This is a genomic window from Novosphingobium resinovorum (assembly GCF_027922145.1).
Taxonomy (GTDB): domain Bacteria; phylum Pseudomonadota; class Alphaproteobacteria; order Sphingomonadales; family Sphingomonadaceae; genus Novosphingobium; species Novosphingobium resinovorum.
The window spans coordinates 16,904-38,042 of record NZ_BSFC01000017.1 but is presented as its reverse complement, the minus strand read 5'-3'; the positions used below and the strand labels follow the sequence as shown (position 1 = coordinate 38,042).

Below are 21,139 nucleotides of genomic sequence, written 5' to 3'. Positions count from 1 at the left end.
AAGCGCGTTCCTCTGCTTAATGTGATGGAAGGCATCACAGCTTGCTCCCGACCGAGGGTCTGATCTCGAGGGCAAGGCCCTCCTGGATGACTACGACGACGTCCTTGGCGGCACCGACCTCGACGACCGGGCCTGCCTGGCGCGCAAGGTCGAGGTAAAAGTCGGTCAGTTTGTCGGATGAGCGCGAGAACCCACCGGCGATCCCCGCTTTCGCCGCGTCGGCGGCATCGAGCGAGCGCACGTTGCCCAGCGCCGAGGTGGAGACGCTGCCAAACGTGCCTTCGACGCTTTGCGAGATGCCGGCGATGGTCCCGGCGATGAACGAGCGGGCAAGCGTCGCACCCGCCCGGGTGACGACTTTGCCGGAGAGACCTTTCTTCCCATCGGTATCGACGAAGAAACCCTTGATGGTCTGGTCAATCACCGCGTGTTCGTCGAAATCGACGCAGGAGATCGAAACCAGCTGCACTTCGACCCGCTCCTTGGCCAGGCTGCCGGTCGCATTGCCGACGACGAAGCATCCGGCGAGGTTGGCCTTCACGTCATTGGGAAGGACGGCGGGTGCCTGGACCCTCGCTATGATCGGCTCAGGGTTTGTCGTTGCGTCCCGGCTCGCCAGCGCGTCGATCCCCGTCAGCAGCCGGGCCTTCATGAAACCAGGTGGCAAATAGATCGTCCGATTGGCTTTTTTTGACCGTGCCCCGCCGGCCGCGCCTCCCTCTGCTGAAAGCGCCGGCGTCGCGGTTCCGATCGCGCCCACCTGACGTTCGGTCGGCGGCGCGGGCGGGGCGGCGGGGGCCGATGGCACCCCGGGAGGCGCGGGCAGGCTGCCCGCCTCGCCGCGCGCTTCCGCGGGCGCCGGGGGGTAGGCCGGGATCTGGCCGGGCAGCGCCGGAGGAAGACCGTCTTCCCCGGGAAGTGGCGGCAAGCCGTCGGCGCCGGGGGCGGCAGGACCGACCTTGCCTTCCTCGATCGCGGTGACACGATCTCCAAGCAGCGTCTGCCCGTCGAGGATCTTCTGTAGATCGCCGCGGAGCTTCACCTCGAGGCTGTCGCCGCGAAGTCCGGCCCCCATGTCGAGCTTCGACGCTTCCGGCCCCTTGGGAGCCGCCTCGTCGCTGCCCGAACTTGCCGCGTAGAGGCCAGCGCCGAGCAGGGCGATACCGCAGGCCACCGTCACCTGCTTCGCGCGAAGCCGCTGGTCTGAACTGAGCCGAGACCACTTCCTGCGCAGGGTCGCAGCGACGCCGCTCTCGACCTGCCGCGCTTCGCCAGCGGGGCGCTGGCGGCTGCGCCGCTGTCGGACGTCGGAGTGCGCGCCGTCTGTGGCTGCGTCGGTTGCCGGCAGGTCAGCGCGCGCCGCGCCGGGTTCACCCTGGCGGGTCATGGCCGCGCGCTCCGCCGTACGGCGATCAGCCGGGCGGTCTCGCCGGCGCCGGCATTCAGGCGATCGAAGGTGAGGGCGAACAGATCGTCACCCAGCGCGCTGTCGATGAAGTCGCGTTCGTCGAGCGCGGTCGGCGTCTCGGCTGTCACGAGATATTCGCTCATCGAGAGGCCGGAACCATCGATCTCGAGGCGCTGGCGCTCGGACAAGGTGATGCCTGGCACGGCGCTCAGCGCGATGCGGCGGCGTGTCGGTGCAACCGGCGAGAAGGAGGCAGGAACGCGGTCCTGCAGGACGGCAAGGGTGATGCCCACCGCGCGTTCCTCCTCGGCCATCGGGGCCAGCAAAGCCTCGTTCGCGCTGGCGCGCTGGGCCGCTCCCGGCATCAGCACGACCGTTTGTGCCGCTATGTCCGAGGGTTCGGCGTAAAGCGGGTAGATCGCGCCGTTGCAGGCGACGAAGAACTCCGAGGGCTCTGTTGCGTACGTGCGCGTCCTGGCACCGAGATCATCGGTCTCGTGGACGAGGAACTTGATCCACGCATCCGATCCGCCGCGTTCGACGGCGATGCCTTTCTCGGCCGAGAACCGCACATCCTCGATGTCCCCGCCCTGGCATACCACGTGGTTGACGTCGCGGTTCGAGAGACGGATGCGGCTCGTCTGGTCGGGCATCGCAGCGATGGTCTGTGCTTGAGCGGGCAGGGGTGTTCCCGCGAGCACGACAAGGACGGCGAGGGCGGGAACGCTACCGGGTTTCGGCATTGAAGTTCTCCTCCTGGAGGGCGGTGAGCCAGAAGCGACCGTTTTCGATCGCGTATCGGATCCGCAAATTTCCGCGGAATTTGCGGATCACGCCGCCGATCACCCGCACTTTCTCGACCGGAACGACGATCTCGCTGGCAGTGAAGGTCACGGGCTGGTCGCCCCGGATGTACGTGGCGATCGACAGGGTCGGATTGGTCGCGAGTTCTCCCACAAGCCGCGTGAGGCTGTCGCGCATGGCATTGTAGGCGCTGGGGTGGACCAGGCTCAGCAGCTCCTGGAACTGGCGATCGGCGGAATAGGCGGAATAGGTTCCGGCAAGGGCGACGACATTGAAGGTGATCGTGCGGAGATAAGCGGCCGAAGGCTTGTTGCCGGTGACGTAGAGGTCGCCGCCCGCGCCGAACGGCACGACGACCGTGCGCTGGTTCTGACCCGAGGTGTAGAGGACGGTGCCCAGGACCGCGGTAATGCCGAAGAGGCCCGCGATCGCGAATTTCAGCAGGCGGTTCTCCTCGAACAGGTTCGCCGAACCCTGGAGATAGCGATGGAGGTGCCAACTGGGCCGGACGTCGCCGATCAGGTCGGCGCGGGCATCCCGGCGGGGCTCGGTTCCTGGGAAGGGATTGACCATCGCACCTACTCGAAGAAGCGGGTCTGCGTGGGACCCGGATAATGGCGGAAGCGGGTGAGCCCCCAGCGCCAGGCGAGATGCGGGATGAAACCGCGCGGCTTGCTGCGCTTCCAGGGGATGAAGAGGAGAAGGACACCGATGAGGGCCCACCCGAGGATCCCGCCGATGATGACCGCGACGAACACCGCGGCGATCACGACGACGAATTCCTGGCTGTCGAACCAGAGGATCTGGACCGGACGATGCAGGTACTGGGGCAGGCGTTCTTCCAATGCCCTTCTCCCTTGCTTCATCACGCTGGGGAGCGCGATTTACGGAAAAGTGACCATCACTTCCCGTTTCGGACGACGCGGTTCGCGGCCCTGGGGCACGCGCGCCGGACGAAGTTCAGATGACCATGCCGAAGGTCTGGAGGATCGAATCCGCCTTGATGAGGGCGACCGCGGCGACGATCGTGGGGATGCCGATCATGATGTTGGAGAACAGGCGCGAGACGCCGAAGAGGAACGCGGCGACACCGCCAACGAAGCCCAGCGGTCCCTTGACGCCCTGGTTCACCACGATGTCGTAGATGTCGTAGCCGAGATCGCCAGTAGCGGGCGCCGCGAAGGCATGGGCCGCCCCTGCGGCAGCCATCGCGGCGATGAGGAAAAGCGTGGCCGCGTCGATCGTGCGACCCGTCCTTCCGGTGATGAGTTTCAGCATGAGAGGTTTCCTTTCTGTCGGGAGCCGTCCGCATGAGTGCTGCCGGTCGCGATGAAGTATCGTCTCCGGCCGGCGGCAGCGCTGGACGGCACCCGTCAGGTGCGTGCCACCGGCATTTCGGTCCTCGTCGTTGCCACCGCGCGTTCGGCAAAAGCCCGCGCGGACTAGCAGCCGTGGCCCGCCATCAATGGTGATTTTCAGCGGCGGTTCGGGGCGTCGGCGTAATGGCCGGTCACGAACGCTTCGAGTTCGGCCTGCTGAAACCCGGAGATGACACGGCCATTGATGATGATTGTCGGTGTCGCGGCTATGCCCACCCCGTGAACGGCGGCCATGTCACGCTTCACCTTCTCCGCACCGCTGCTGCATTTGCCCAGGGCATCCGGCCTGGAACCGGAATAGACCTGCATGAAGGCGGCTTGCTGGTCAGGAGAACATAGGATGTGCTCCGCGAGAGCGGCCGCCTTCGGGTGCATGCCCGACACGAAGTAGACCCGCCGGCGTACCGGGCGACCTTCGGCGGCCTTGGCTTCCCAGAACCGCTCGAGAGCCTGGCAGTAAGGGCAATCGGGGTCGGTGAATTCGATGACCTCGGGTGCTCCCGCCGGGCCGATCATCAGGCCATCCTGAAGCGGGATGGCGCCAAGGCGGCGGCGCGATGAAGCATCCTGCGCGAGCGCGGTGACGTTGACGCCGTTCTTGTCGTAGACGGCCGCGAAAAGCAGATGCTCGCTTTCCGGCGCAAAATAGATGATGCGCCCGCCCGCATTCGCCTGATATACGGGGCCCTTCACAGGCGCCGGTCCGAAGTCCTCGAACTGCAGGTTCGTGAAGGTCTGGCGCAGTTGCTCCTGAGCCTGGGCCGCGGCCGTGCCGAGCGTGGCGGCATCCGATCCGGCCGTCATTTCCTGAGCGATCGCCGGGGATGACAGAGCCACCGCCCACGATATCGCCAGACTAGCGCCGAGGTGCATGGCCATCTCCGTTGGAACCGGCGCCACCGGCCGGGAAGGGCGTCTGCGCGAGAAGCGCGTTGTCGAACAGGGTCGCTGCACCGACCGGGGTCGGTGAAGGGCTCGCATGACGCGCTGCAGTTGGCAAATGGGGCGGGGACTTGCACGTGATCACGAAGCCATTGTCGTTGCGAGCTTCGATGATGGCGGGTCCGTCCGGGCATCTTTGCGCAGCGGGACCGGGGGGCGATCTGTCGGCGGCCATCGCCGGTATGGCGGTCAAGCCGGTGAGCGTCATCACGAGCGGCGACAGGCGCCGGGGACATGCAGGCACGGCATGGCTCCTTTTCGTTGGTTTGCGGGCGGGCGACATCGCAGCGAAAGGCGGCAATGACGTTGCATACATTCGATCCGGGAGCCGTTCGGTGGGTTCCCCCGGGGAACGAGCAGAGAGATGACGCGATAGGGCCGGGCACGCAATCGGCAGGGCACTGAAGTGCCGGGCTTGTGCAGTTACGGCCACATTGAACGCTTAGTGGCTGCGATGGCCGGTATTCAGTCTTCCAGGTCTCAAATAGTAATGAAACGGCATCTCAGTGCCGCTCGCGGCAGAAACCGAACAATGAGGTGCCAGAGGTACGTTGTGAACAGACGGATCATTTTGAACGCTGTACCAAGGGAGGCTGGGTCCGACGATGACCAGACAATCGCGAACGTTCAAACTCAGGCTATCACCGGCGGGCATGGATCTCCTGATTGATGCCCACTGCCACCTGATCAGGGCGACCCGAGGCCTGATAGCCTGGGGAACGACATTGCAGATCGCGGTCGAATGTCTCGATACCGCGCCCGCTTCCATCGTCGAGGAACTTCTGGCCACCATCGCCGGAGCCGGTCTCGACGGCGATCAGGAGCACCATCTGGGAGCGCCCAAAGGTCTCAACATGACGGCCGCGCGGATCGCCGATGATGTTGCCCGCGCGTCGCCGGGCATCCCGTCGCCCCTGCTGGCCAATATCTACATCGCCGCGCTCATGTACCTTCTCCGGGTCGAGGCCGATCAACTTCGAGCGACTTATGAGCGCGTCAGATTGAACTGAACGGATGCACTGTCATACATGGCGCGTTGTAACGGAAGCGTCATTTTGTACGTAGATGGCGCAAGTATTGCCGCAGTTCCATTTGACGCAGGTGGTATGCACACCTAGCGTGCAATGCAGCAAGCCTTGGCTGGGCGCCTTCTTCTCGTCAGGAGGACACTCGGAAATGTCGCTAGATTGTGCGGCTTCCGTCGCCGGCGGCCCGCTTCCTTACATAAAGGAACAGTCGGGACGGCGAATTGAGGAAGCAAGGAAAAGAAATGGGCTGACCCAGCGCGAACTCGCGGATGCTCTGGGCATGGGCATTCGCTGGCTTCGAGAGATCGAGTCGGGAAATCCCAGGGCCAGGCTCGATGATCATTTGCTGTGCGCGTACCGTCTCGAAATCTCGACCGGTCATATCCTGATACCGCTGATGTTCTTCGCGCAGAAGATGAGTTTTCCGCATCAACTTGGCGGCGGCGATCTTCGCGAGATGGAGCGCTTGTGTATCGAGGTCGTCGCCGAGCGGCACCTCGAACAGATGACAAGCGCGCTGACGCCGCGCTGGAACGTATCCTATCTGAGGCCGAGACGTCTCGATGGCTCCTGATCCCGCTACGCAGGAGCGCATCTATCTGGCGATCAAACGGGATTTCCTCGCCGGCGAGTTCAGGCCATGGGAGCGCATCGACATCAAGGCGATCTCCGATCGTCATCTCACGAGCGCGACGCCGGTTCGCGAGGTCCTGGCGAGGCTGGTCGGCGAGCGCCTGTTCGAACATCGGCCTGAAGGCGGGTTTCGGCCCCTCCTTCCTGACGGAACCGGGCTTGCAGACATGTATGCCTACCATCAGCATCTGATAGTCACGGCCCTGACACTCGCCGACAACCAGAAGCTCAGGCAGGTCATCAAGGCCTACCGCCATGATGCTCCCGAGACTGACCCGAGGGATATCGCGCGATATACGGCTTCACTGTTCAATTCGATCGCCTGGACCTCGGCCAATACGGAGATCATGGCGCAAAGCCAGAGCCTGAATGAACGACTTCATCACGCACGCATCGCTGAAACGAGGGTTTTCAGACATGTGCTGGGAGAGCTTCGAACCATAACCCGCAATGGCCTGGTGGACATACGCGGGGTTCTGGCGAAGCGCATAGCAAAGTATCATGTGAGGCGAGTTGAACGCACGCGGGAAATACTGGATGAATATTGATGGCGCTCGGGTTTTACGGACAGGCAGAATAAGCTTCGATGAGACACTGAATATATAAGGCAACTTTTGCCTTATATATTCAGTGTCTCATCGGCTCGGGCCTGTTACTTCTGGGTTGCCGTCAATCCTGGCGGCTTACACAGGAGTGTACAATGGCTCGCAACGAACAGCACGACCGCGAAGGTCTGATCGACCTCGGCGCCATCGAGGTGGAGACCAAGGGCACCGGCGACGTCCCTTCGGACTCGCAGGGTGGTCTGCGCCAGAACATCGGCCTCTCCGAGGAGGACTGACACGGCGATGGGACGGCGGCTATGCTTGCCGTCCCATTGACATCTCGAGGGCATGGCCATGGGACAGTCTATAGCGCCGGGCGTCACTTACTGCCTGGCTGGAGGTCGGGTCATCTTCATGGACCTGCGCACAGGCCGCTTCAGCGGCTTGCCTCCTCGTCACGAGGAAGCGTTCATCGCATCCATAACCGGTCAGGCCACGGCGACACTCGCCCCGTCTACCGCGGCGTTTCTAACCGCGCGAAAGCTCTGCGTGGAAAGTGACGCAGCAGATTTGCGGGTTCCCGTCATTCCTTTGCCGCAGATCGATCTCCTCGATCTCACTGCGCCGACAACGAGCGCCTCACTCGGCCTGTCCCTTCTGGGCGCGATTGCGCAGGCACGGGCGGAAATGGCACTTCGCACGCTGAGTTTCCGGTCGCTTACGGAACGCCTGCGGCGGCGCAAGCGGATGGTCGCCGCGGCGCCGGAGGAGGGATGCGAACAGGAGGCCGATATGCAGTTTGCGCTGCTGGAAGCGGCGATACGGCGTACTGACCTTCTTCTTCCCCCGAGCAACCGCTGTCTTGGCCGGTCGATCGCATTCCTTTCGATGGCATTGTCGCAAAATCTCGCTCCCGATCTCGTCATCGGGGTTCGCTCCAATCCGTTTCGCGCGCATGCCTGGGTGCAATCGCGGGGCAGGGTGATACACGACGACCAGAGGCAAGCGCCGCTCTTCACACCGATCTTCATGTTATGACGGTGGCCCGGTACGCGATGATCGTTGGCGGCGAGCGGGGCGAACGCGAAATGCTCGCGGAGGTGCTTGGCAGCGGCCCATCCTGGTCCCCGCCGCTCGGCGGATCGATGTCCATCGGGCTCGCCGACCGGCGAACGACGTGCATCGATCTTGACGGCCGAGGGGTAGTGGTGGGCGACCTGTATCCACGCTACGGGCCTGCAAGCCCCGTGGCATCACTGGATTCCACCGAGGTCTCGGCGATCGTCGATTCCGCAGGGGGCCATCTCGTAGAGCGATACTGGGGCAACTACGTCGCCTTGCTGAGCGGCGAGAACAGATCCTGGGTTCTGCGGGATCCATCGGGCGCGGTTCAATGCGTCCACGCACGGATAGGCCATGCCCATGTCTTCGCATCGGATGCCGATGTGCTCGCAGGGTCGGCGATTTGGACACCGCGGGTGGCCTGGCAGGCCTTGGCGCGTCATCTTCATTCGGCGGGATTGCCGGCCGCCACGACGGCGATCGAAGGCCTGTGCGAACTGCTTCCCGGTTTTCGTGCAGAAATTCGTCAAGGCGAGGTGGTCACGGAGCCAGTCTGGTCCCCTTGGGACCATGTCGGTGACCAAGCCTCGTTCGATCGATGCGCTGCTGCCGATACCTTGCGACGGGCAGTAGGTCAGGCAGTGGCGGCCTCCGTCGCCGGCCATAGCCGGATGGCGATCGGTATCTCGGGCGGCCTCGATTCCTCGATAGTCGCGGCGATGGCCATGCGGCGAAAGGCCGACCTCGTAGCGATCACACTGCACACCGGGGAGCCCGATGGTGACGACTACGACTATGCCTGCCACCTCAGCGAGGTGCTCGATCTGCCGCTCTTGGTTGCTCAGTACAGCGTGGCGGACGTCGATTTCTCCAGGGCGGCATCGCCGGACCTACCACGGCCTACGTCGCGGGCCGAGGCGCAGGCTTACAACGCAGCGATCCGAAGGGTAGCGCACGCGCATCACGCCGACGGGTTCCTGAGCGGGAATGGCGGCGACAACGTGTTCGGCTATTCTCAGACGGCAACCGCTCTCACAGACAGACTGCTCGCCGAAGGCATTGGGCCCCGAGCCATGCGCACCCTCGTTGATATCTGCGCGCTCAACGGCTGTGGTCCGGTTGCCGCACTGCGCAATGCTGCGCGAAAGCTTCCCACCTCCGCGCGGCGATATGCATGGTCTCCCGATCCCATGCTGCTTTCGGCGGAATGCAGGGAGGAATGCGCGCAGGTCTCGCCGACGCATCCCTGGCTCGACGCGCCTCGAAAAATCCTGCCGGGCAAAGCCGCACACGTCGCCCAGCTGCTCCGGATTCAGAACCACCTCCAAGCCAATGAGGGGGCACTCGGGATCGACGTGGCGACACCGCTGATGACACAGCCGGTAATCGAAGCCTGCCTCGCGATCCCAAGCTGGGAGTGGTGCGCCGGCGGGCGGGACCGATCGGTGGCGCGCGAGGCGTTTCGAGAGGTCCTGCCGCCGGCGATCGTCGCACGCCGCACCAAGGGCGGGCCCGATGGCTTCTGTTCGCGCCTCATTCACACGCGCCGGCACGAGATCGCGGAGCGCCTTCTCGACGGACGCATCGCCGCTGCCGGAATCCTCGACAGGGAGGCGTTGGTGGGTATTCTCGCCAGCGGGCGCCAGATTGCAGGCACGGAATTCGTGCGCATCCTCACTCTCCTGGAGGCCGAAGCGTGGTGCGAGCGATGGGAAGGGATGGCGATGCAGGTGCGGCGGCGTGTCTGAGGGCGGCCCATCGTGCGACTTCGGCCGCGCGATCGGGACTGGCGCTCCATCCGTCGACCAGCCAATAGGAGAACCAGTCGATCGCCCTCTTGTAGATGGCGAGCCGGTGGGCAGGCTGCCATTTGACGTGAAATTCGTCCGGGAAAACGAACATGTCGACGGGTTTGCCCGCCGCAGCCAGTGCGGTGTATCCTTCGAGTGCTGAAGAAAACTCGGCGTCCGACACCTGCAGCAGGACTGGCGCATGGATTCGTGCGGCGTTGCGGCGCAGACTGTTGCGCATCCAGAAGGCATTCTGCGGGTCGAGGAATGACGGATACCCGAGGTCCACAAGGTCGCGCTCGGCGGAAGGGCCGACGGCGAGGGCGTAATTGGGTTCCCACGTACCGTGGCTGAGCGCCGCCACCGCAACCCAGTCGCGATTGATGAGCGCATACTGTGCGCTCGTGACACCGTCGCTGAACCCGGTCAGACCGATGCGGCGCTTGTCGACGATGCCCGACGCCACTGCGTTTTTCACGCCCTGATCGATGCAAGACAGTATGCTTCGCCTCTCGGCATCCCCGTCGATGTTGATCCGCTCGATTTCGCTGAAGCTCTTTCCGCCGCGTGCAATGCCCAGCATCGGTGGCGAGTTGTAGGTGAGCACGGCGAACCCGGCACCGGCAAATGCCTGCACCGGGTATTCATCACCCGTTCCTCCTCGCAGATATCCCCGATCCTCGTATCCGATCACGACAAGCGGATAGCTGCGGCCGGGACGGTAATCGACGGGACGAACGAGATGGCCGAAGCACTGGAACCCCAGATCGTTCGTAGCCCGCCATTCGCGCGCATCACCCGTTCGCAAGGCCGTGAGACCAGGGTTCGGGTCGAACACCACGCGCAGCTTTCGGGTAGCATAGTCGAGACGGACGATTTGTCGCGGTGTCGCTGCATCCTCCCGAAGGCAGATCGCCGACCCGCGCGCATCTCCGCAGGCCGCGAACACCGCTTGGGATGCCAGGATTGGCTGGATACGTCCGGTGCCGGGCGTCCAGGCGTAGATAGCCGCCGTCCGGTTCGCCCAGCCTTCCTGCCGCACGAAGTAGACGATCCGCCGGTCTTCCGACCACCAAGGCGCCGATACTCGGCCTTCGCATCTGGGATCGAGGCACTCCCGGCCGCCGTTCTCGCCCTCGACGCCGATGCGCCATAGACCCTTCATGGCATCGGTCGACACCCGCAATGCACGGTTTCCCGCGCCGTCACGTGCGCTTCCGGTGCTGTTGCGAGCCTGTGACACACCCGCTCTCTCCTCGGCGGACGCGGTCCGCAAGGATCCCGAACCCGGATCGAGCGCGAAGTACTCCGTTGCCACCCCGGCGGGGGAGAACGGTGTCTTCGCGGTCATGGGCGAGAAGCGGCCATCGAAATGATAGCCAGACCGGGATTCCATCGTGATGGCTTTGCGCATTTCGGCAAGGCCGGGTTGCCCCCAGATGATTATCCTGCCCGCGCTTTCGACGACGAACCCATCGATATCCCATTGCGTGCGCGAAACCTGACGCGGCGGCATGGCGGGGCCGGCGATCCACAACTGGACCCGTCCGTCATGTTTCTTGAGGTAGGCGAACCAGGTCGAGTCCGGGGACCACTGTATGGACGAAATCCGCAGAGGACCCATCGGAAAGCCGACCTTGCCTCGATATTCGACACTCCTGATGACAGGATCGCCACCGTCATCGACGACGCGTGCGCGACCGTCGCGAACGGTGACGACCACGACATCGGTGCAGGAGACGTTGGCCGCCACGTCGATGCCACGCATCATTGCCGCAGCGAAGGTGCCGGATGGCGAGGTTGCGAAACCCTCGCCATCCGGGCCGCCAAGGTCGCGGATTGCGACGACGTCCTCGGCTGATATCACCCGTCCCGGTGCGACCCGAGGGCTGGAGCTGGGTGCCGGGCATTCACCCGCGATCGCGGGTGCGTGGATCGCGAACGTCCAACCGATCGCGATCGCCGTCGCCCAAGAAATCCGGCCCGCCATTTCAGAACGCCTTGGATACGGAAATGCTGATCGCCCGTCCGACGGAGGAGTAATTGGTCGAATCCCACGTCGGGTCGAGCGAACTGAGCGGTGTCACCCGGTCCGGCTTCTCGTTGAACAGGTTCTGTACCGCCAGTGTGCTTTCGATACCCGCCAGGAAACCCTCGTCTGCCGGCGAGCGAAGCCGCAGGGTCAGATCTGCGGAAACAAATGACCCTATCCGGTACGGGGTGCTGGAACGGTCATCGACGACGCCGCCGATGTAGTTGACGGTCGCGTTGGCGTTGATCGGTCCGGACTGGTAGTCGAAGGCCATCTGGCCGCGCCAGTGCGGCGGATCGTAGATGGTTCCGGCCAGCGTCACATAGTCGGCACCCGCTTTCGTCTGTTTCCTGCTTTCCAGGTAACTGGCGCCGGCGTGGAGGTTGAAACGTGTGCCTGAGGACGTCTCGAACGTATAGTCCGCCGCGAGGTCGACACCCTTGACCGCCACCTTACTGGCGTTGCGAAGGCGGTTATCGACGATGAGCCCGACGTTGGCAGGGTCGTAGGGGCGGCCGGTATAGTTCCGCAAGCCGAAGACGGATGCGTCGATCAATGCGGCCTGCTGCTCCGGCGTTGGATCGAAGACGAGCAGGTCGGCATTGAGAGGGTTCGATAGCGCCGCGTAGACGCTTGTGAGCGGAAGGGCGACACGGTCGCGGAAACGGATGTCATAGTATGTGGCCTGAAGTTTCAGACCCTCCAGAAATGCAGGTTCGAACGCCACCGTTCCCGACCAGGTCGTCGCCTTTTCAGGTCTGAGATCGGTGCCGCCACCATAGAGATAGAGGAATGTCCGGGTTGCCGGGTAGCCAGCGATCGAGCCGCCGCCGAGCAAGGCGACATTCTTTTCCTGGAACTCCTGATTAAGGGTCTGGGCCTTGAACGACCTTCCCCAGGTTGCACTGAGCGTCACGCTCTTGAGCGGCACATAGGCGATTCCGATCTTGGGCGTCGCCACGTCCTGCCCGCCATCGTAGCGCTCATAGCGTGCGGCTGCATTCAAGGTCAGTGCCTGCAGGGCCGGCAGGGCATTGGCCTCCCCGAAGATCGGGACGCTGACCTCGCCGTAGGCGAACAGGACACCGCGATCGGCGTCGAATGCGCCGGACGTCGTCGTCACGCCCGATGCCGTCACCGCACTTCGCATCTTCAGGCCGTTTGAACGCCAACCCAGGCCCGATGCCAGCCGCACCGTGCCTGCGGGAAGTTCCACGATGCCGCCCTCGACGCCCAGCTCGGCGGATTTCGCCGCGTTGTCGTAGAGTAGCGCCGTCCGCTGCCGCTCATTGCTCCCGAAGAAGGCGCGATTGAGGATGTGGGTACTGCTCTCGCTGTACATTCCGGTGAATGTGGCGCTCCAGTCCGACCCCAGGCGGACGGCCACTGTCGGAGCCACGCTGAATGCTTCGAGCTTGCGGTTTATGGCCTGCCCGTCGCTGTAGAAGTCGAGGGGCGGCGTGTTCGAGTATCCGTTCGGCGAGCGCCGGTTGTTGTACTGTGCGTCGATCGAGAATTCCACGTCGTCGCTCAGGACCTGATGCCCTGCGAGTACCGCGCTGAACTGTCGCTGGGCGGGAAGGATGGGGTCGTTCGGCGAGAAGGACGTCGCGTAGTCGCGCTGACGAGCCTTGATCGCTGTCCATTTTGTGAAGTCCCCTGCGACGAATATGCCGCCGTTCTGCCAGCGCCGGCCCGCGATCGCGGAATATTGCTGCTGTTCGAACCCTCCGTCGGCCGTGAAGCCGTAGCGCGCGCCAACTTTGGCGCCGTCGTAATCGCGGCGCAGGATGATATTGGCGACGCCGCCCACGGCATCGGATCCATAGATCGCGGAAGCGCCGTCCGCGACGACCTCGATCCGCTCGATCGCCAACAGCGGGATCGCCGAGACATCGACGCCCTGCGAGACGCCATCATAGGCAACGCGGTGACCGTTGATCAGTGTCAGCGTCGCGTCCGGGCCAAGGCCGCGCAAGTTGAAGGCCGACGAATTGTTGACGTTTTCGCTGGTGTCGTTGCTCACGAAGACCGTCGGATTCTGGCCTCCTGTGAAATTCTGCGGGATCGAGCGGATGAAACCGCCCAGATCGGTCTGCCCCCTGTCGAGAATGCTTTCGCGGCTGGTGGTCGACAGCGGTGACGAACTGATGCTCGTGTGGATGCGGCTGCCTGTGACCACGATGTCCTGTCCCACCGGACGCGCGCCTATTTCGCCCGGCGCCTCTTTTCGCCCCCGCAGGACTATCCCGTCCGCCCTGAATTCGGCGACCAGATCGGTTCCCTTCAGCACGATGGCCATCGCCTCGCGCACGCTGTACCGGCCGTGGAGGGCTGCGGTTTGCCTGCCCTCCACGAGTTCGGCCGGGTAGATGATCTCAAGGCCCGACTGCCTCGATAGAAGCCGCAGCGCAGCCCCCAGGTCAGACTGCTCGAGATCGTATTGCTGCCGTGTCTGTCGTTCCTGCGCCATTGCCGACGTACTCAGGACCCCAATCGCGACAGCCGAAAGGATGATACCCCGTAGTTTTCGAATTCCCTGCATTTTTGCCCCCATGTGGCGATCCATTGTTCGGATCCGACAAGAGGGATGGACGGGGTGATTGGACTACTACGGGGTGGTGGTGCGAATTTTTTCGCAGAGCGCGGTCTATCGTTGGTGAAGCACGATCCTCGAAGGGTCGGAATGGTCCACGCGCAGGTCGAACATCAGGGCGATCCGCTCGGCGATGCTTCCTGAATCCGAAAAGCTGAAGCGACCTGAGATTCTTCGTTCGGCAATTCCCGCAGCTGCTAGGCTGATCGGCTTGCCGCCTGCCAGGTTGGCGCGGTCGATTATCGCTCCGACGCGGATGTTGTCGAAGTCCATGACAGGTCCGGTGTCACGAGGTTCTTCGCCAGTCGGGAAGGGACCGGCCGCAGCGGTGAACGATAGCGCAGGCGGGTCCGGCAGACCCGCGAATGAGGTCGTCTGCCCGGGTGCCAGACGTCGTATCGCGGGAGGGACTTTCGGGCTCGCGGGCAAGGCTACATCCACGCTCCCGCGCAGGAGCAGAACTTTGACTTCGTGTGCCTTGTCGATCGCGACGTCGAAGACCGTGCCGCGCGCGGTGACGCTGCCGCCAGCGGCCCGCACCACGAAAGGTCTGACTTCATGCGCGACGTCGAAACGCGCCTTTCCCGATTGGAGGGACAGGATCCGATTGCTTGAACCGAACGTCACCAGCAATCGGCTGCCCGCCTCAAGCGTAACCACCGAGCCGTCCGACAGCGACTGGATAAGCCGCTGCCCGCTCTCTGTCGCCAGGACAAGACTGCCCGGAGCAGGCCGCTGTGCCGCCAGTGGGAGATTGGCGCCGGAACCTGGAGCGTCGAAATGCTGCAGCACAAGCCACGCGGTGGCCGCCGCCAGCAACACGGTCATCACCGTGACCGCCCAGCGAGTTGTTCGGCGTTGCCGGATCGACTGACCGGGCTCCTCGGCAGGTTCGAGAGTTTGTGCGCTCGCATCGCGCGCATTCGCGGCAGAAAGGAACTTTCCTAGCGCGAAGATCTCGCCCGCGCGATTGTACGCTGCCCGGTGCAATGCGCCGCGCGCCAGCCAGTTCTCGAATTCGGCGGTATGCTGTTCGGCTTCGGGGCCGCGCATGCGCGAGAACCAGTAAGCAGCCTCTTCCTCCAGCGTTTCGCCGTTCTGGCCTTGCGATGAGGGATCCTGGGTCATTCGCGTTCCAATATCTCGCCGATCTTCATGATCGCCTGGGCCAGATGCCATTCGACGGTTCTGGAGCTGATCTCGAGCTGATCTGCAATTGCCTTGACGCTGATTTCCTCGACGCGGTGCATCAGGAACACCTCGCGGGTGCGCGGCGCGAGCGCCTCGACACCGGCCCGGTAGCGGTCCTGCAGTTGCATCACCTCGATCGCATGCGACTGGCTCGGAGGTACAGCGGGCTCGATCCCGTCCAGCGGCAGCATGGCCGGAGCCCGCCGTTCGCGCCGGTTCCTGTCGATGAGATAGTTGCGCAAGATGCGCCTGAGGTAGGCCTGAGGGTTTCGCAGCTCCTGTAGCGGACGCCCGGCGGCCAACCGGGCAAAGAGATCCTGGACCATGTCCTCCGGATCTTCCTGCCCCCGGAATCTCGCGCGGAAATATCGGGCGAGGCCGGGCGCCTGCAACCGATAGACGTCCTCGAGCTGCCGGTCGCTCGCGCAGTGTGCATCCTGTGCACCGTCGCCGGGATCGGGCACGGGATCAATGTCTGGAAAGGCGATCGGCTATAGCCGATCGCTCGAGAAGGGCGCAGAAAATCATGAGCGGACCATCCGAAGATGCCGGAGCTGGGCCGATGCTCTCGTCCGACCGTTATGGATGGACGCTCATAATGCGTAAGGCGGGCTATTCCGCGGTCTGGCTGCCGGCAATGCTCAGACCGTGGACATACTTTGCAGGACATAGCCGCCCGGCGCAACATCAAGTGAGTGGCAGGGCAGTCAATCCTTGCCGATGATCTTCAGGATCTGCGCGAGACAATCGTCCAGCATGCGATGCCCTGCTGTAGTCAGTTCGACGTTCGTGCGCCGGCCATCGCTGGCGTCGGGATGACGGGCAAGGATGCGATGCTCGACGAGGCGGTTGATGGTGAACAGGGCCGTTCGCGTGGGTGCGCTTGCCGCGCCGCAGAGAGTCTTGAGGGATATGGGGCGCTTCTCGTCGCGGGCGTAGAGATCCAGGATCATCTCCAGGGCGGGTGAAGAGAACAGTTCCCGGCCCAGATGGGCCTCTACCGTTCGATGGACCTCGCAAAGCAGCTTTGCCGCCGAGGTCTTCCCGAGCGCGCGCCTTGAGCATGGGCGCCCCGCTCGCGTCGTCATCGCACCATCCCGTCCGGCCGATCGGGCTTGAGCCGCCAATCGGGCCCGAGGGAGCAAACCGACCAGAGACACCGGAAGTTCGCGTGCGACCGTGGTCCCCGATTAAGCAGCGTTCGAATCGGCGTCCTCACATGCGCGCCGCGCGGGTTGGCACCGAGCCGCCACTGCGAGGTATGGACCAAGCGTACCCGGGCAAGCTGCTGTGTTGAGGCGGTGCCGGCTGCCGGCGGGTTCGAGTTTCCCATGTTCACTGCTCCTAAATGGCGCTGGAGGTTGCGGCGCGCATGCCGAAGCGCGATCGGCATTGGCCGTGCATCGTCTGATCACCGTGCGACACGGGCTTCTCGGCTTCATGTGTTGCGGAAAACAGTCGGCAGCCAACTGGCCGGTGTCACCGGCCTGCTTCGCCACCTTCGATGTGATGGCGGTGCCTGGTCCAGGCGAACTCCGGCAGCCCTTCACGCAGTCGCCGCTGGTGCCGCTCGATGCCGATGCACAGCAGCGCCATCATCGGATAGCAGGTCTTGCCCAGAAGCCACCAGTAGACCGATGGCAGGATATCGGGCGCATATCCTCGGGCCCCGTGCCCCGCGACCGTGACGAGTTGGAAGGCCGCTATCCACATCGGCCAAAATCGGTCGGCGGTCAGCGCGACGGCCAGAAGCACACACAACAGGCCAGCGTCGATCCAGAGAATGTCCCATCGTACCTGCGTGAAGGTCGAGGCAGTGTCACCGTTGGCGAACCAGGTCACGAGTGCCGCCGCTGCTAGGGAGGTAGCCGCGATCCGTTCGGGCGCGCCTCCCCGCAGTGCAGCTTGGACCGCCAAGGCGACCATCATCGCGGCGAAGACCACGATGCCTGTCAAGCCGGGCTCCCGTGCCTCGTCGTCATGCCGGCGATCATGCGGCGATACCTGCTAGACCTCGTGCAGCACCTTCGGATGGCGGCTTGAGGACGTCCCCGAAGGCGGTGACGTCGAGGCCCATCTTGCGGCCCAGCGTCTCGAGCTGCCGGTGACCGTCCGCCATGTGACCGAGCGCGGACGAAACCATCAACTGGGCGTTGCTGATAGACGCCAGGATCTGGTGCCCGGCAATCGGCGAGACGTTGTGACCCGCCTGCGCCGCAATGGCGGCGCAGGCGAGCTCGCCTCCCTTGGCGTACAGCGACTGCAGCAATCTCTCGTAGGCATGCAGCTCGCTGACCAGCACATCGACGAACGGAACCGTGCGCTCACTGCGGTCCGAGCAGTCGGGAGACGACCTCGAGGCCGACGACGAGCATGCCGAAGCCGATGGCGAGGGCGACACCCAGCTGGGCGCTCCAGAAGATACGGTGGTTTGCGTTGAGGTCATTGCCGTTGTTTCCCTTGTTGCGAAGGGGAAGCAGATCGAGCGATCCCAGGATCTGTGCTCCCCGCCCCTCTTGTGTCTCGAAAACAAGGGGTTCCACGACCCGCGAAGATTCGAGTTCGAATTTCCGGGGGGTCGTTTGACCGGCTTCATATTCATGGAACAGCGCTGCGGCGTGGCGTCGATTCCTCGCTCCGAGGATGGCGATCGCTTCCGTGAGATACGTATCCACGGTGTTGGAGCTGATGCCCAGCTTTTCGGCGATCTCCTTGGACACCAGGCGATCGTAGACCATCCTCAGGCATTCGCGTTGCCGCGGTGTCAGCCGTTCGAAATCGCGTTTCTTCCTATCGGGCATCGGGGCGCCCCTCGCCGGTGACGTGCTCGTCGAAGTGCACGCGGGCCCGTCGTGCGCTTCTCAATGGCTTGCGATTCCTGGTCACCAATGGCGCTTCCCTGCAATGACTGCGGATCGTACGTGGCCTTCAGCCATCCTCTGTCGAGCACCGGCGCGTCCTGACGGACTTATGGTCGTCCGGTACATTCCCCTATCGAGTCAGAGGATAGATGGCGTTCGACCGCATTGTCACGCCTTTGTCGCGATCGGGATCCCCGCAGGCATCTCAGGGAGGCGATGGTGGACGTCTATGGTGCCGCCGGAAGATATGGGTGGCATTGCCGCGCCAAGATAGCCGTCATTCGTGCACCGGCTCTGTCGCAGTCATGAGGTCCGCAAGCTCGTCGAGGCATGCGCGGCCGAAATTGAGAAGCCCCAGCACCTGGCGCTGCCTGGCGCGGTCGAACGGCAGGAGATCGCCGAAAATCCGATAGCCCCCGTTGAGCAGGGCGCTGCTGGTGCGAATGCTCAAAGGCAGTATCTCGATCGGGGTTTGCCGCGTGATCCGGTGGGCCGGGATCGTCCTGCTTGCCTGTTCGTCCAGTTCGACCGCCCGTTTGTGGATCTGGGCCGCCCGCGACTGGCTGATGTGCAGTTCGGCCGCTATGCGCTTGAAGGTCCATCCTTCGCTGCGCAACCGCGATATCCGGTCCCGGCGCTCGCTGCCTGCGGCGATCTGCGCCTGGTTATGGTTCCTGCTCTGCATCGCCATCGTACCTCGCTGTCTCGCGCTTTCGGCTGGCACGTCCTCTCCCGGTTCGATCCGAACCGACTTGTCTTTTGCCGCGCATTCGCCGCGGTTGCGGGCACCATGATGGCGAAGCGCGAGGCGATGCGCCAGACTGCTTTGCCCTGCATCGGGCCCCGGTAAATGTCTTGCGTGAGTGGGGCGCCTCGCGGCTTTGCCGCGACCGCGCTCTAGGCCTTGCGCGCGGCGGGCTGACCGCCCGTGTCGCCGCGCGCCGGCCCCGGATCCCGCTGCCGCGGTTTCCGGCCTGCCGGTGACGATCGCATGGCGCTGGTCGTGCGGGCCTTGCCCGCCCGGGAGCGGACGCGCGCTCATCGCGCGCGGCGTCGGTTGGCGGCCTCCCGGGCGGAGCGCGGGTGGGCGCGCTCCCTTCTAGGCCCGCCCGCGTCGCCGGCAAGCCGGCCCTCAGGGGCCGGCTCCTTCACTGCCGTTACGGTCCTGCGCCGCCCCGCCGCTGCGCTTGCGGGGGCGGCTGGGATGCGCGGCGCCGCTTGGCGGCGGGCCTCTTCCGGTCGCTGGTGCCGCCCACCCCCGCTCCGCCGGGGGAGGCCATGGTGGTTTGGGGCGGGGCAGGAGGTTAGCCATGTCCAATTGTCGAGAGGTTCCGGATGGGGCCCGGTCGTCGGCTCCATGTCGCAAGCGCCGTTCGGGCGGCGAGCGGGCCGATCTTTACGAGGAAGTCACGCGGCGCATCGTCGCGCAGATGGAGGAAGGGTGCCTTCCGTGGGTCCAGCCTTGGGCCAGTGTCCGGGGCGAAGCATCGACGACGCCGGCTCCCGGCCTTCCGCGCAACGCCGTCACCGGGAGAAACTACTCCGGTATCAACGTGCTGATCCTGTGGGGCGCGGTCATCGAGCACGGCTGGCCCTCGCAGGGCTGGCTGACCTTCCGGCAGGCGCAGCAGGCGGGCGGCGCGGTCCGCAAGGGCGAGCACGGCACCACGGTCGTCTATGCCGACCGCTTCACCCCGGAGGCCGAGAAGCAGCGCGCGCGCGACACCGGCGAGGACGCCCGCATGGTGCCCTTCCTCAAGCGCTTCACCGTCTTCAACATCGCACAGGTCGAGGGGCTGGCTAGCCTGCCCGGCAGCGATTCCGCCCCTCTGCCCGAACGCGAGATCATCCCGCTCGCCGAACGCGTCATCGCCGCTAGCGGGGTGGACTTGCGCATCGGCGGCGACAAGGCGTTCTACGCCCCCGGCGCGGACTATGTTCAGGTGCCGCCGCAGCCTGCCTTCCACGAGCAGGTCAACTATTACCGCACCTGCCTCCACGAGCTGACGCACGCCACCGGCCATGCTTCACGGCTGGGCCGCGACCTCACCAATCCATTCGGTTCGAAGGACTACGCGCGCGAGGAACTGGTCGCCGAAATGGGTTCGGCCTTCCTGTGCGCGGCGCTGGGCATCGTCCCCACCGTGCGGCATGCCGATTATCTCGGTGCGTGGATCGCGGTGCTGCGCGAGGACAGCCGGGCGATCTTCCGGGCGGCCAGCGCCGCCAGCAAGGCCGCCGACTGGCTGCTCGCCCGTCATGCCGAAGCCCAAGCCGATGCCGAAGCGCTGGCCCCGGTTCAGCCGCACGGCGCGCAGGGATTCGCCTTGCCCGCGAATGGTCCGGACCGGGCCGAAGCGGGGAGGGCGCTGGCATGATCATCCTGCCCGATCCGCTGCGCGCGCGGCTGCTCGCCAACGCCGAGCAGAGCGCCCGCGACACCTTCTTCGATCCCGCGCCCGTGGTGCGCCTTTTCAATCCGCTCGGCCCCGCGACATGGCTCGCCAGCGAACTCTATGCCGACGAGGACACCCTGTTCGGCCTTGCCGACCTCGGGTTCGGTTGCCCGGAACTGGGCTGTTTCAGCCTGCGCGAGATCGGCGCGGTGCGCCTGCCCTTCGGCATGGGCATCGAATGCGACCTTGCGTTTGTGAGCGTCCATCGTCTCTCGGTCTGGGCAGACACCGCCCGCGCGGCAGGATCGATCCTTCACGCCGACACACTCCTCAGCCGGTTGTCGCCCGATCCCGCCCCGGAACAGCCATTCGGCGACGACACGCTTCACGACCTTCCGCCTCCGTAACCCCGGTTCGGACGGATGACGCGGGGCGGCCGTTCGTCGCCCGATCCAAGGCCGGTCCGCCCTCT

Annotated in this window: 23 protein-coding genes; 8 read left to right on the top strand and 15 right to left on the bottom strand. The window is 64.5% G+C overall.

All coding sequences use genetic code 11. The annotated features are described in order from the left end of the window. Positions 1 to 34: 34 nt before the first annotated feature. The 6 genes from PKE80_RS09705 to PKE80_RS09680 all read right to left on the bottom strand — a co-directional run bounded on the left by PKE80_RS09705 (position 35) and on the right by PKE80_RS09680 (position 4,464). Positions 35 to 1,387: a TraB/VirB10 family protein gene (locus PKE80_RS09705; RefSeq protein WP_081799217.1), complete on the bottom strand. Its 1,353-nt coding sequence runs from the start codon at positions 1,385 to 1,387 to the stop codon at positions 35 to 37. Further along, a complete protein-coding gene (locus PKE80_RS09700; RefSeq protein ID WP_036529952.1) occupies positions 1,384 to 2,151 on the bottom strand; it encodes a type-F conjugative transfer system secretin TraK in 768 nt (255 codons plus the stop codon). Before PKE80_RS09700 ends, PKE80_RS09705 begins: the two co-directional genes overlap by 4 nt. Further along, positions 2,135 to 2,785: a TraE/TraK family type IV conjugative transfer system protein gene (locus PKE80_RS09695; protein ID WP_036529951.1), complete on the bottom strand. Its 651-nt coding sequence runs from the start codon at positions 2,783 to 2,785 to the stop codon at positions 2,135 to 2,137. The genes PKE80_RS09700 and PKE80_RS09695 overlap by 17 nt, the downstream gene beginning before the upstream one ends. Positions 2,786 to 2,790: 5 nt before the next feature. Further along, complete coding sequence (locus PKE80_RS09690; RefSeq protein ID WP_036529949.1) at positions 2,791 to 3,057, bottom strand: type IV conjugative transfer system protein TraL; 267 nt, start codon at positions 3,055 to 3,057, stop codon at positions 2,791 to 2,793. Positions 3,058 to 3,172: 115 nt separating this feature from the next. Beyond that, positions 3,173 to 3,490, bottom strand: coding sequence for a hypothetical protein (locus PKE80_RS09685; RefSeq protein WP_036529948.1), 318 nt, complete (start codon positions 3,488 to 3,490; stop codon positions 3,173 to 3,175). A gap of 197 nt (positions 3,491 to 3,687) precedes the next feature. Beyond that, entirely contained in the window at positions 3,688 to 4,464 is a 777-nt protein-coding gene (locus PKE80_RS09680; protein WP_036529992.1) for a DsbC family protein, read from the bottom strand. A 722-nt stretch (positions 4,465 to 5,186) separates the two neighbouring features. Here PKE80_RS09680 and PKE80_RS09675 point away from each other — a divergent pair. From PKE80_RS09675 to PKE80_RS09650, 6 genes are all read left to right on the top strand, one after another. Next, entirely contained in the window at positions 5,187 to 5,543 is a 357-nt protein-coding gene (locus PKE80_RS09675) for a hypothetical protein (RefSeq protein WP_051587188.1), read from the top strand. A 55-nt stretch (positions 5,544 to 5,598) separates the two neighbouring features. Beyond that, positions 5,599 to 6,135 carry a helix-turn-helix domain-containing protein gene (locus tag PKE80_RS09670; RefSeq protein WP_271182324.1) on the top strand — a complete coding sequence of 179 codons (537 nt, stop codon included), beginning with the start codon at positions 5,599 to 5,601 and terminating at the stop codon, positions 6,133 to 6,135. Beyond that, on the top strand, positions 6,125 to 6,742 hold the full coding sequence (locus PKE80_RS09665) for a GntR family transcriptional regulator (RefSeq protein ID WP_271182323.1): 618 nt from the start codon (positions 6,125 to 6,127) through the stop codon (positions 6,740 to 6,742). The genes PKE80_RS09670 and PKE80_RS09665 overlap by 11 nt, the downstream gene beginning before the upstream one ends. A 152-nt stretch (positions 6,743 to 6,894) precedes the next feature. Then, on the top strand, positions 6,895 to 7,035 hold the full coding sequence (locus PKE80_RS09660) for a benenodin family lasso peptide (RefSeq protein ID WP_271182322.1): 141 nt from the start codon (positions 6,895 to 6,897) through the stop codon (positions 7,033 to 7,035). A 52-nt stretch (positions 7,036 to 7,087) separates the two neighbouring features. Next, entirely contained in the window at positions 7,088 to 7,777 is a 690-nt protein-coding gene (locus tag PKE80_RS09655) for a lasso peptide biosynthesis B2 protein (protein WP_271182321.1), read from the top strand. Further along, on the top strand, positions 7,774 to 9,549 hold the full coding sequence (locus PKE80_RS09650) for an asparagine synthase-related protein (protein ID WP_271182320.1): 1,776 nt from the start codon (positions 7,774 to 7,776) through the stop codon (positions 9,547 to 9,549). The genes PKE80_RS09655 and PKE80_RS09650 overlap by 4 nt, the downstream gene beginning before the upstream one ends. Here the strand turns inward: PKE80_RS09650 and PKE80_RS09645 are convergent. From PKE80_RS09645 to PKE80_RS09605, 9 genes are all read right to left on the bottom strand, one after another. Next, positions 9,476 to 11,581: an Atxe2 family lasso peptide isopeptidase gene (locus tag PKE80_RS09645; protein ID WP_271182319.1), complete on the bottom strand. Its 2,106-nt coding sequence runs from the start codon at positions 11,579 to 11,581 to the stop codon at positions 9,476 to 9,478. The two genes, PKE80_RS09650 and PKE80_RS09645, sit on opposite strands and share 74 nt — an antisense overlap. Before the next feature lies 1 nt (position 11,582). Next, positions 11,583 to 14,192, bottom strand: a complete 2,610-nt coding sequence (locus PKE80_RS09640) for a TonB-dependent receptor (protein ID WP_271182318.1) — start codon at positions 14,190 to 14,192, stop codon at positions 11,583 to 11,585. Between the two features lie 81 nt (positions 14,193 to 14,273). Next, positions 14,274 to 15,347 carry a FecR family protein gene (locus PKE80_RS09635; RefSeq protein ID WP_271182317.1) on the bottom strand — a complete coding sequence of 358 codons (1,074 nt, stop codon included), beginning with the start codon at positions 15,345 to 15,347 and terminating at the stop codon, positions 14,274 to 14,276. Beyond that, the gene (locus PKE80_RS09630) at positions 15,344 to 15,874 is read right to left on the bottom strand and encodes an RNA polymerase sigma factor (protein WP_271182316.1); all 531 of its coding nucleotides are present in this window, start codon (positions 15,872 to 15,874) and stop codon (positions 15,344 to 15,346) included. Before PKE80_RS09630 ends, PKE80_RS09635 begins: the two co-directional genes overlap by 4 nt. A 243-nt stretch (positions 15,875 to 16,117) precedes the next feature. Further along, positions 16,118 to 16,498, bottom strand: a complete 381-nt coding sequence (locus PKE80_RS09625; RefSeq protein ID WP_271182315.1) for a winged helix DNA-binding protein — start codon at positions 16,496 to 16,498, stop codon at positions 16,118 to 16,120. A 391-nt stretch (positions 16,499 to 16,889) separates the two neighbouring features. Then, the gene (locus PKE80_RS09620) at positions 16,890 to 17,366 is read right to left on the bottom strand and encodes a hypothetical protein (protein ID WP_271182314.1); all 477 of its coding nucleotides are present in this window, start codon (positions 17,364 to 17,366) and stop codon (positions 16,890 to 16,892) included. Between the two features lie 34 nt (positions 17,367 to 17,400). Then, positions 17,401 to 17,679, bottom strand: coding sequence for a hypothetical protein (locus PKE80_RS09615; protein ID WP_271182313.1), 279 nt, complete (start codon positions 17,677 to 17,679; stop codon positions 17,401 to 17,403). A gap of 55 nt (positions 17,680 to 17,734) precedes the next feature. Further along, the gene (locus PKE80_RS09610) at positions 17,735 to 18,211 is read right to left on the bottom strand and encodes a helix-turn-helix domain-containing protein (protein ID WP_271182312.1); all 477 of its coding nucleotides are present in this window, start codon (positions 18,209 to 18,211) and stop codon (positions 17,735 to 17,737) included. 337 nt (positions 18,212 to 18,548) lie between these two features. Continuing rightward, complete coding sequence (locus tag PKE80_RS09605) at positions 18,549 to 18,962, bottom strand: sigma factor-like helix-turn-helix DNA-binding protein (RefSeq protein WP_271182311.1); 414 nt, start codon at positions 18,960 to 18,962, stop codon at positions 18,549 to 18,551. A 619-nt stretch (positions 18,963 to 19,581) separates the two neighbouring features. Between PKE80_RS09605 and PKE80_RS09600 the strand changes: the two genes are divergently transcribed. Next, complete coding sequence (locus PKE80_RS09600; RefSeq protein WP_271182310.1) at positions 19,582 to 20,649, top strand: ArdC family protein; 1,068 nt, start codon at positions 19,582 to 19,584, stop codon at positions 20,647 to 20,649. Next, positions 20,646 to 21,074, top strand: a complete 429-nt coding sequence (locus PKE80_RS09595) for a DUF2958 domain-containing protein (protein ID WP_271182309.1) — start codon at positions 20,646 to 20,648, stop codon at positions 21,072 to 21,074. Before PKE80_RS09600 ends, PKE80_RS09595 begins: the two co-directional genes overlap by 4 nt. Positions 21,075 to 21,139: the final 65 nt, after the last annotated feature.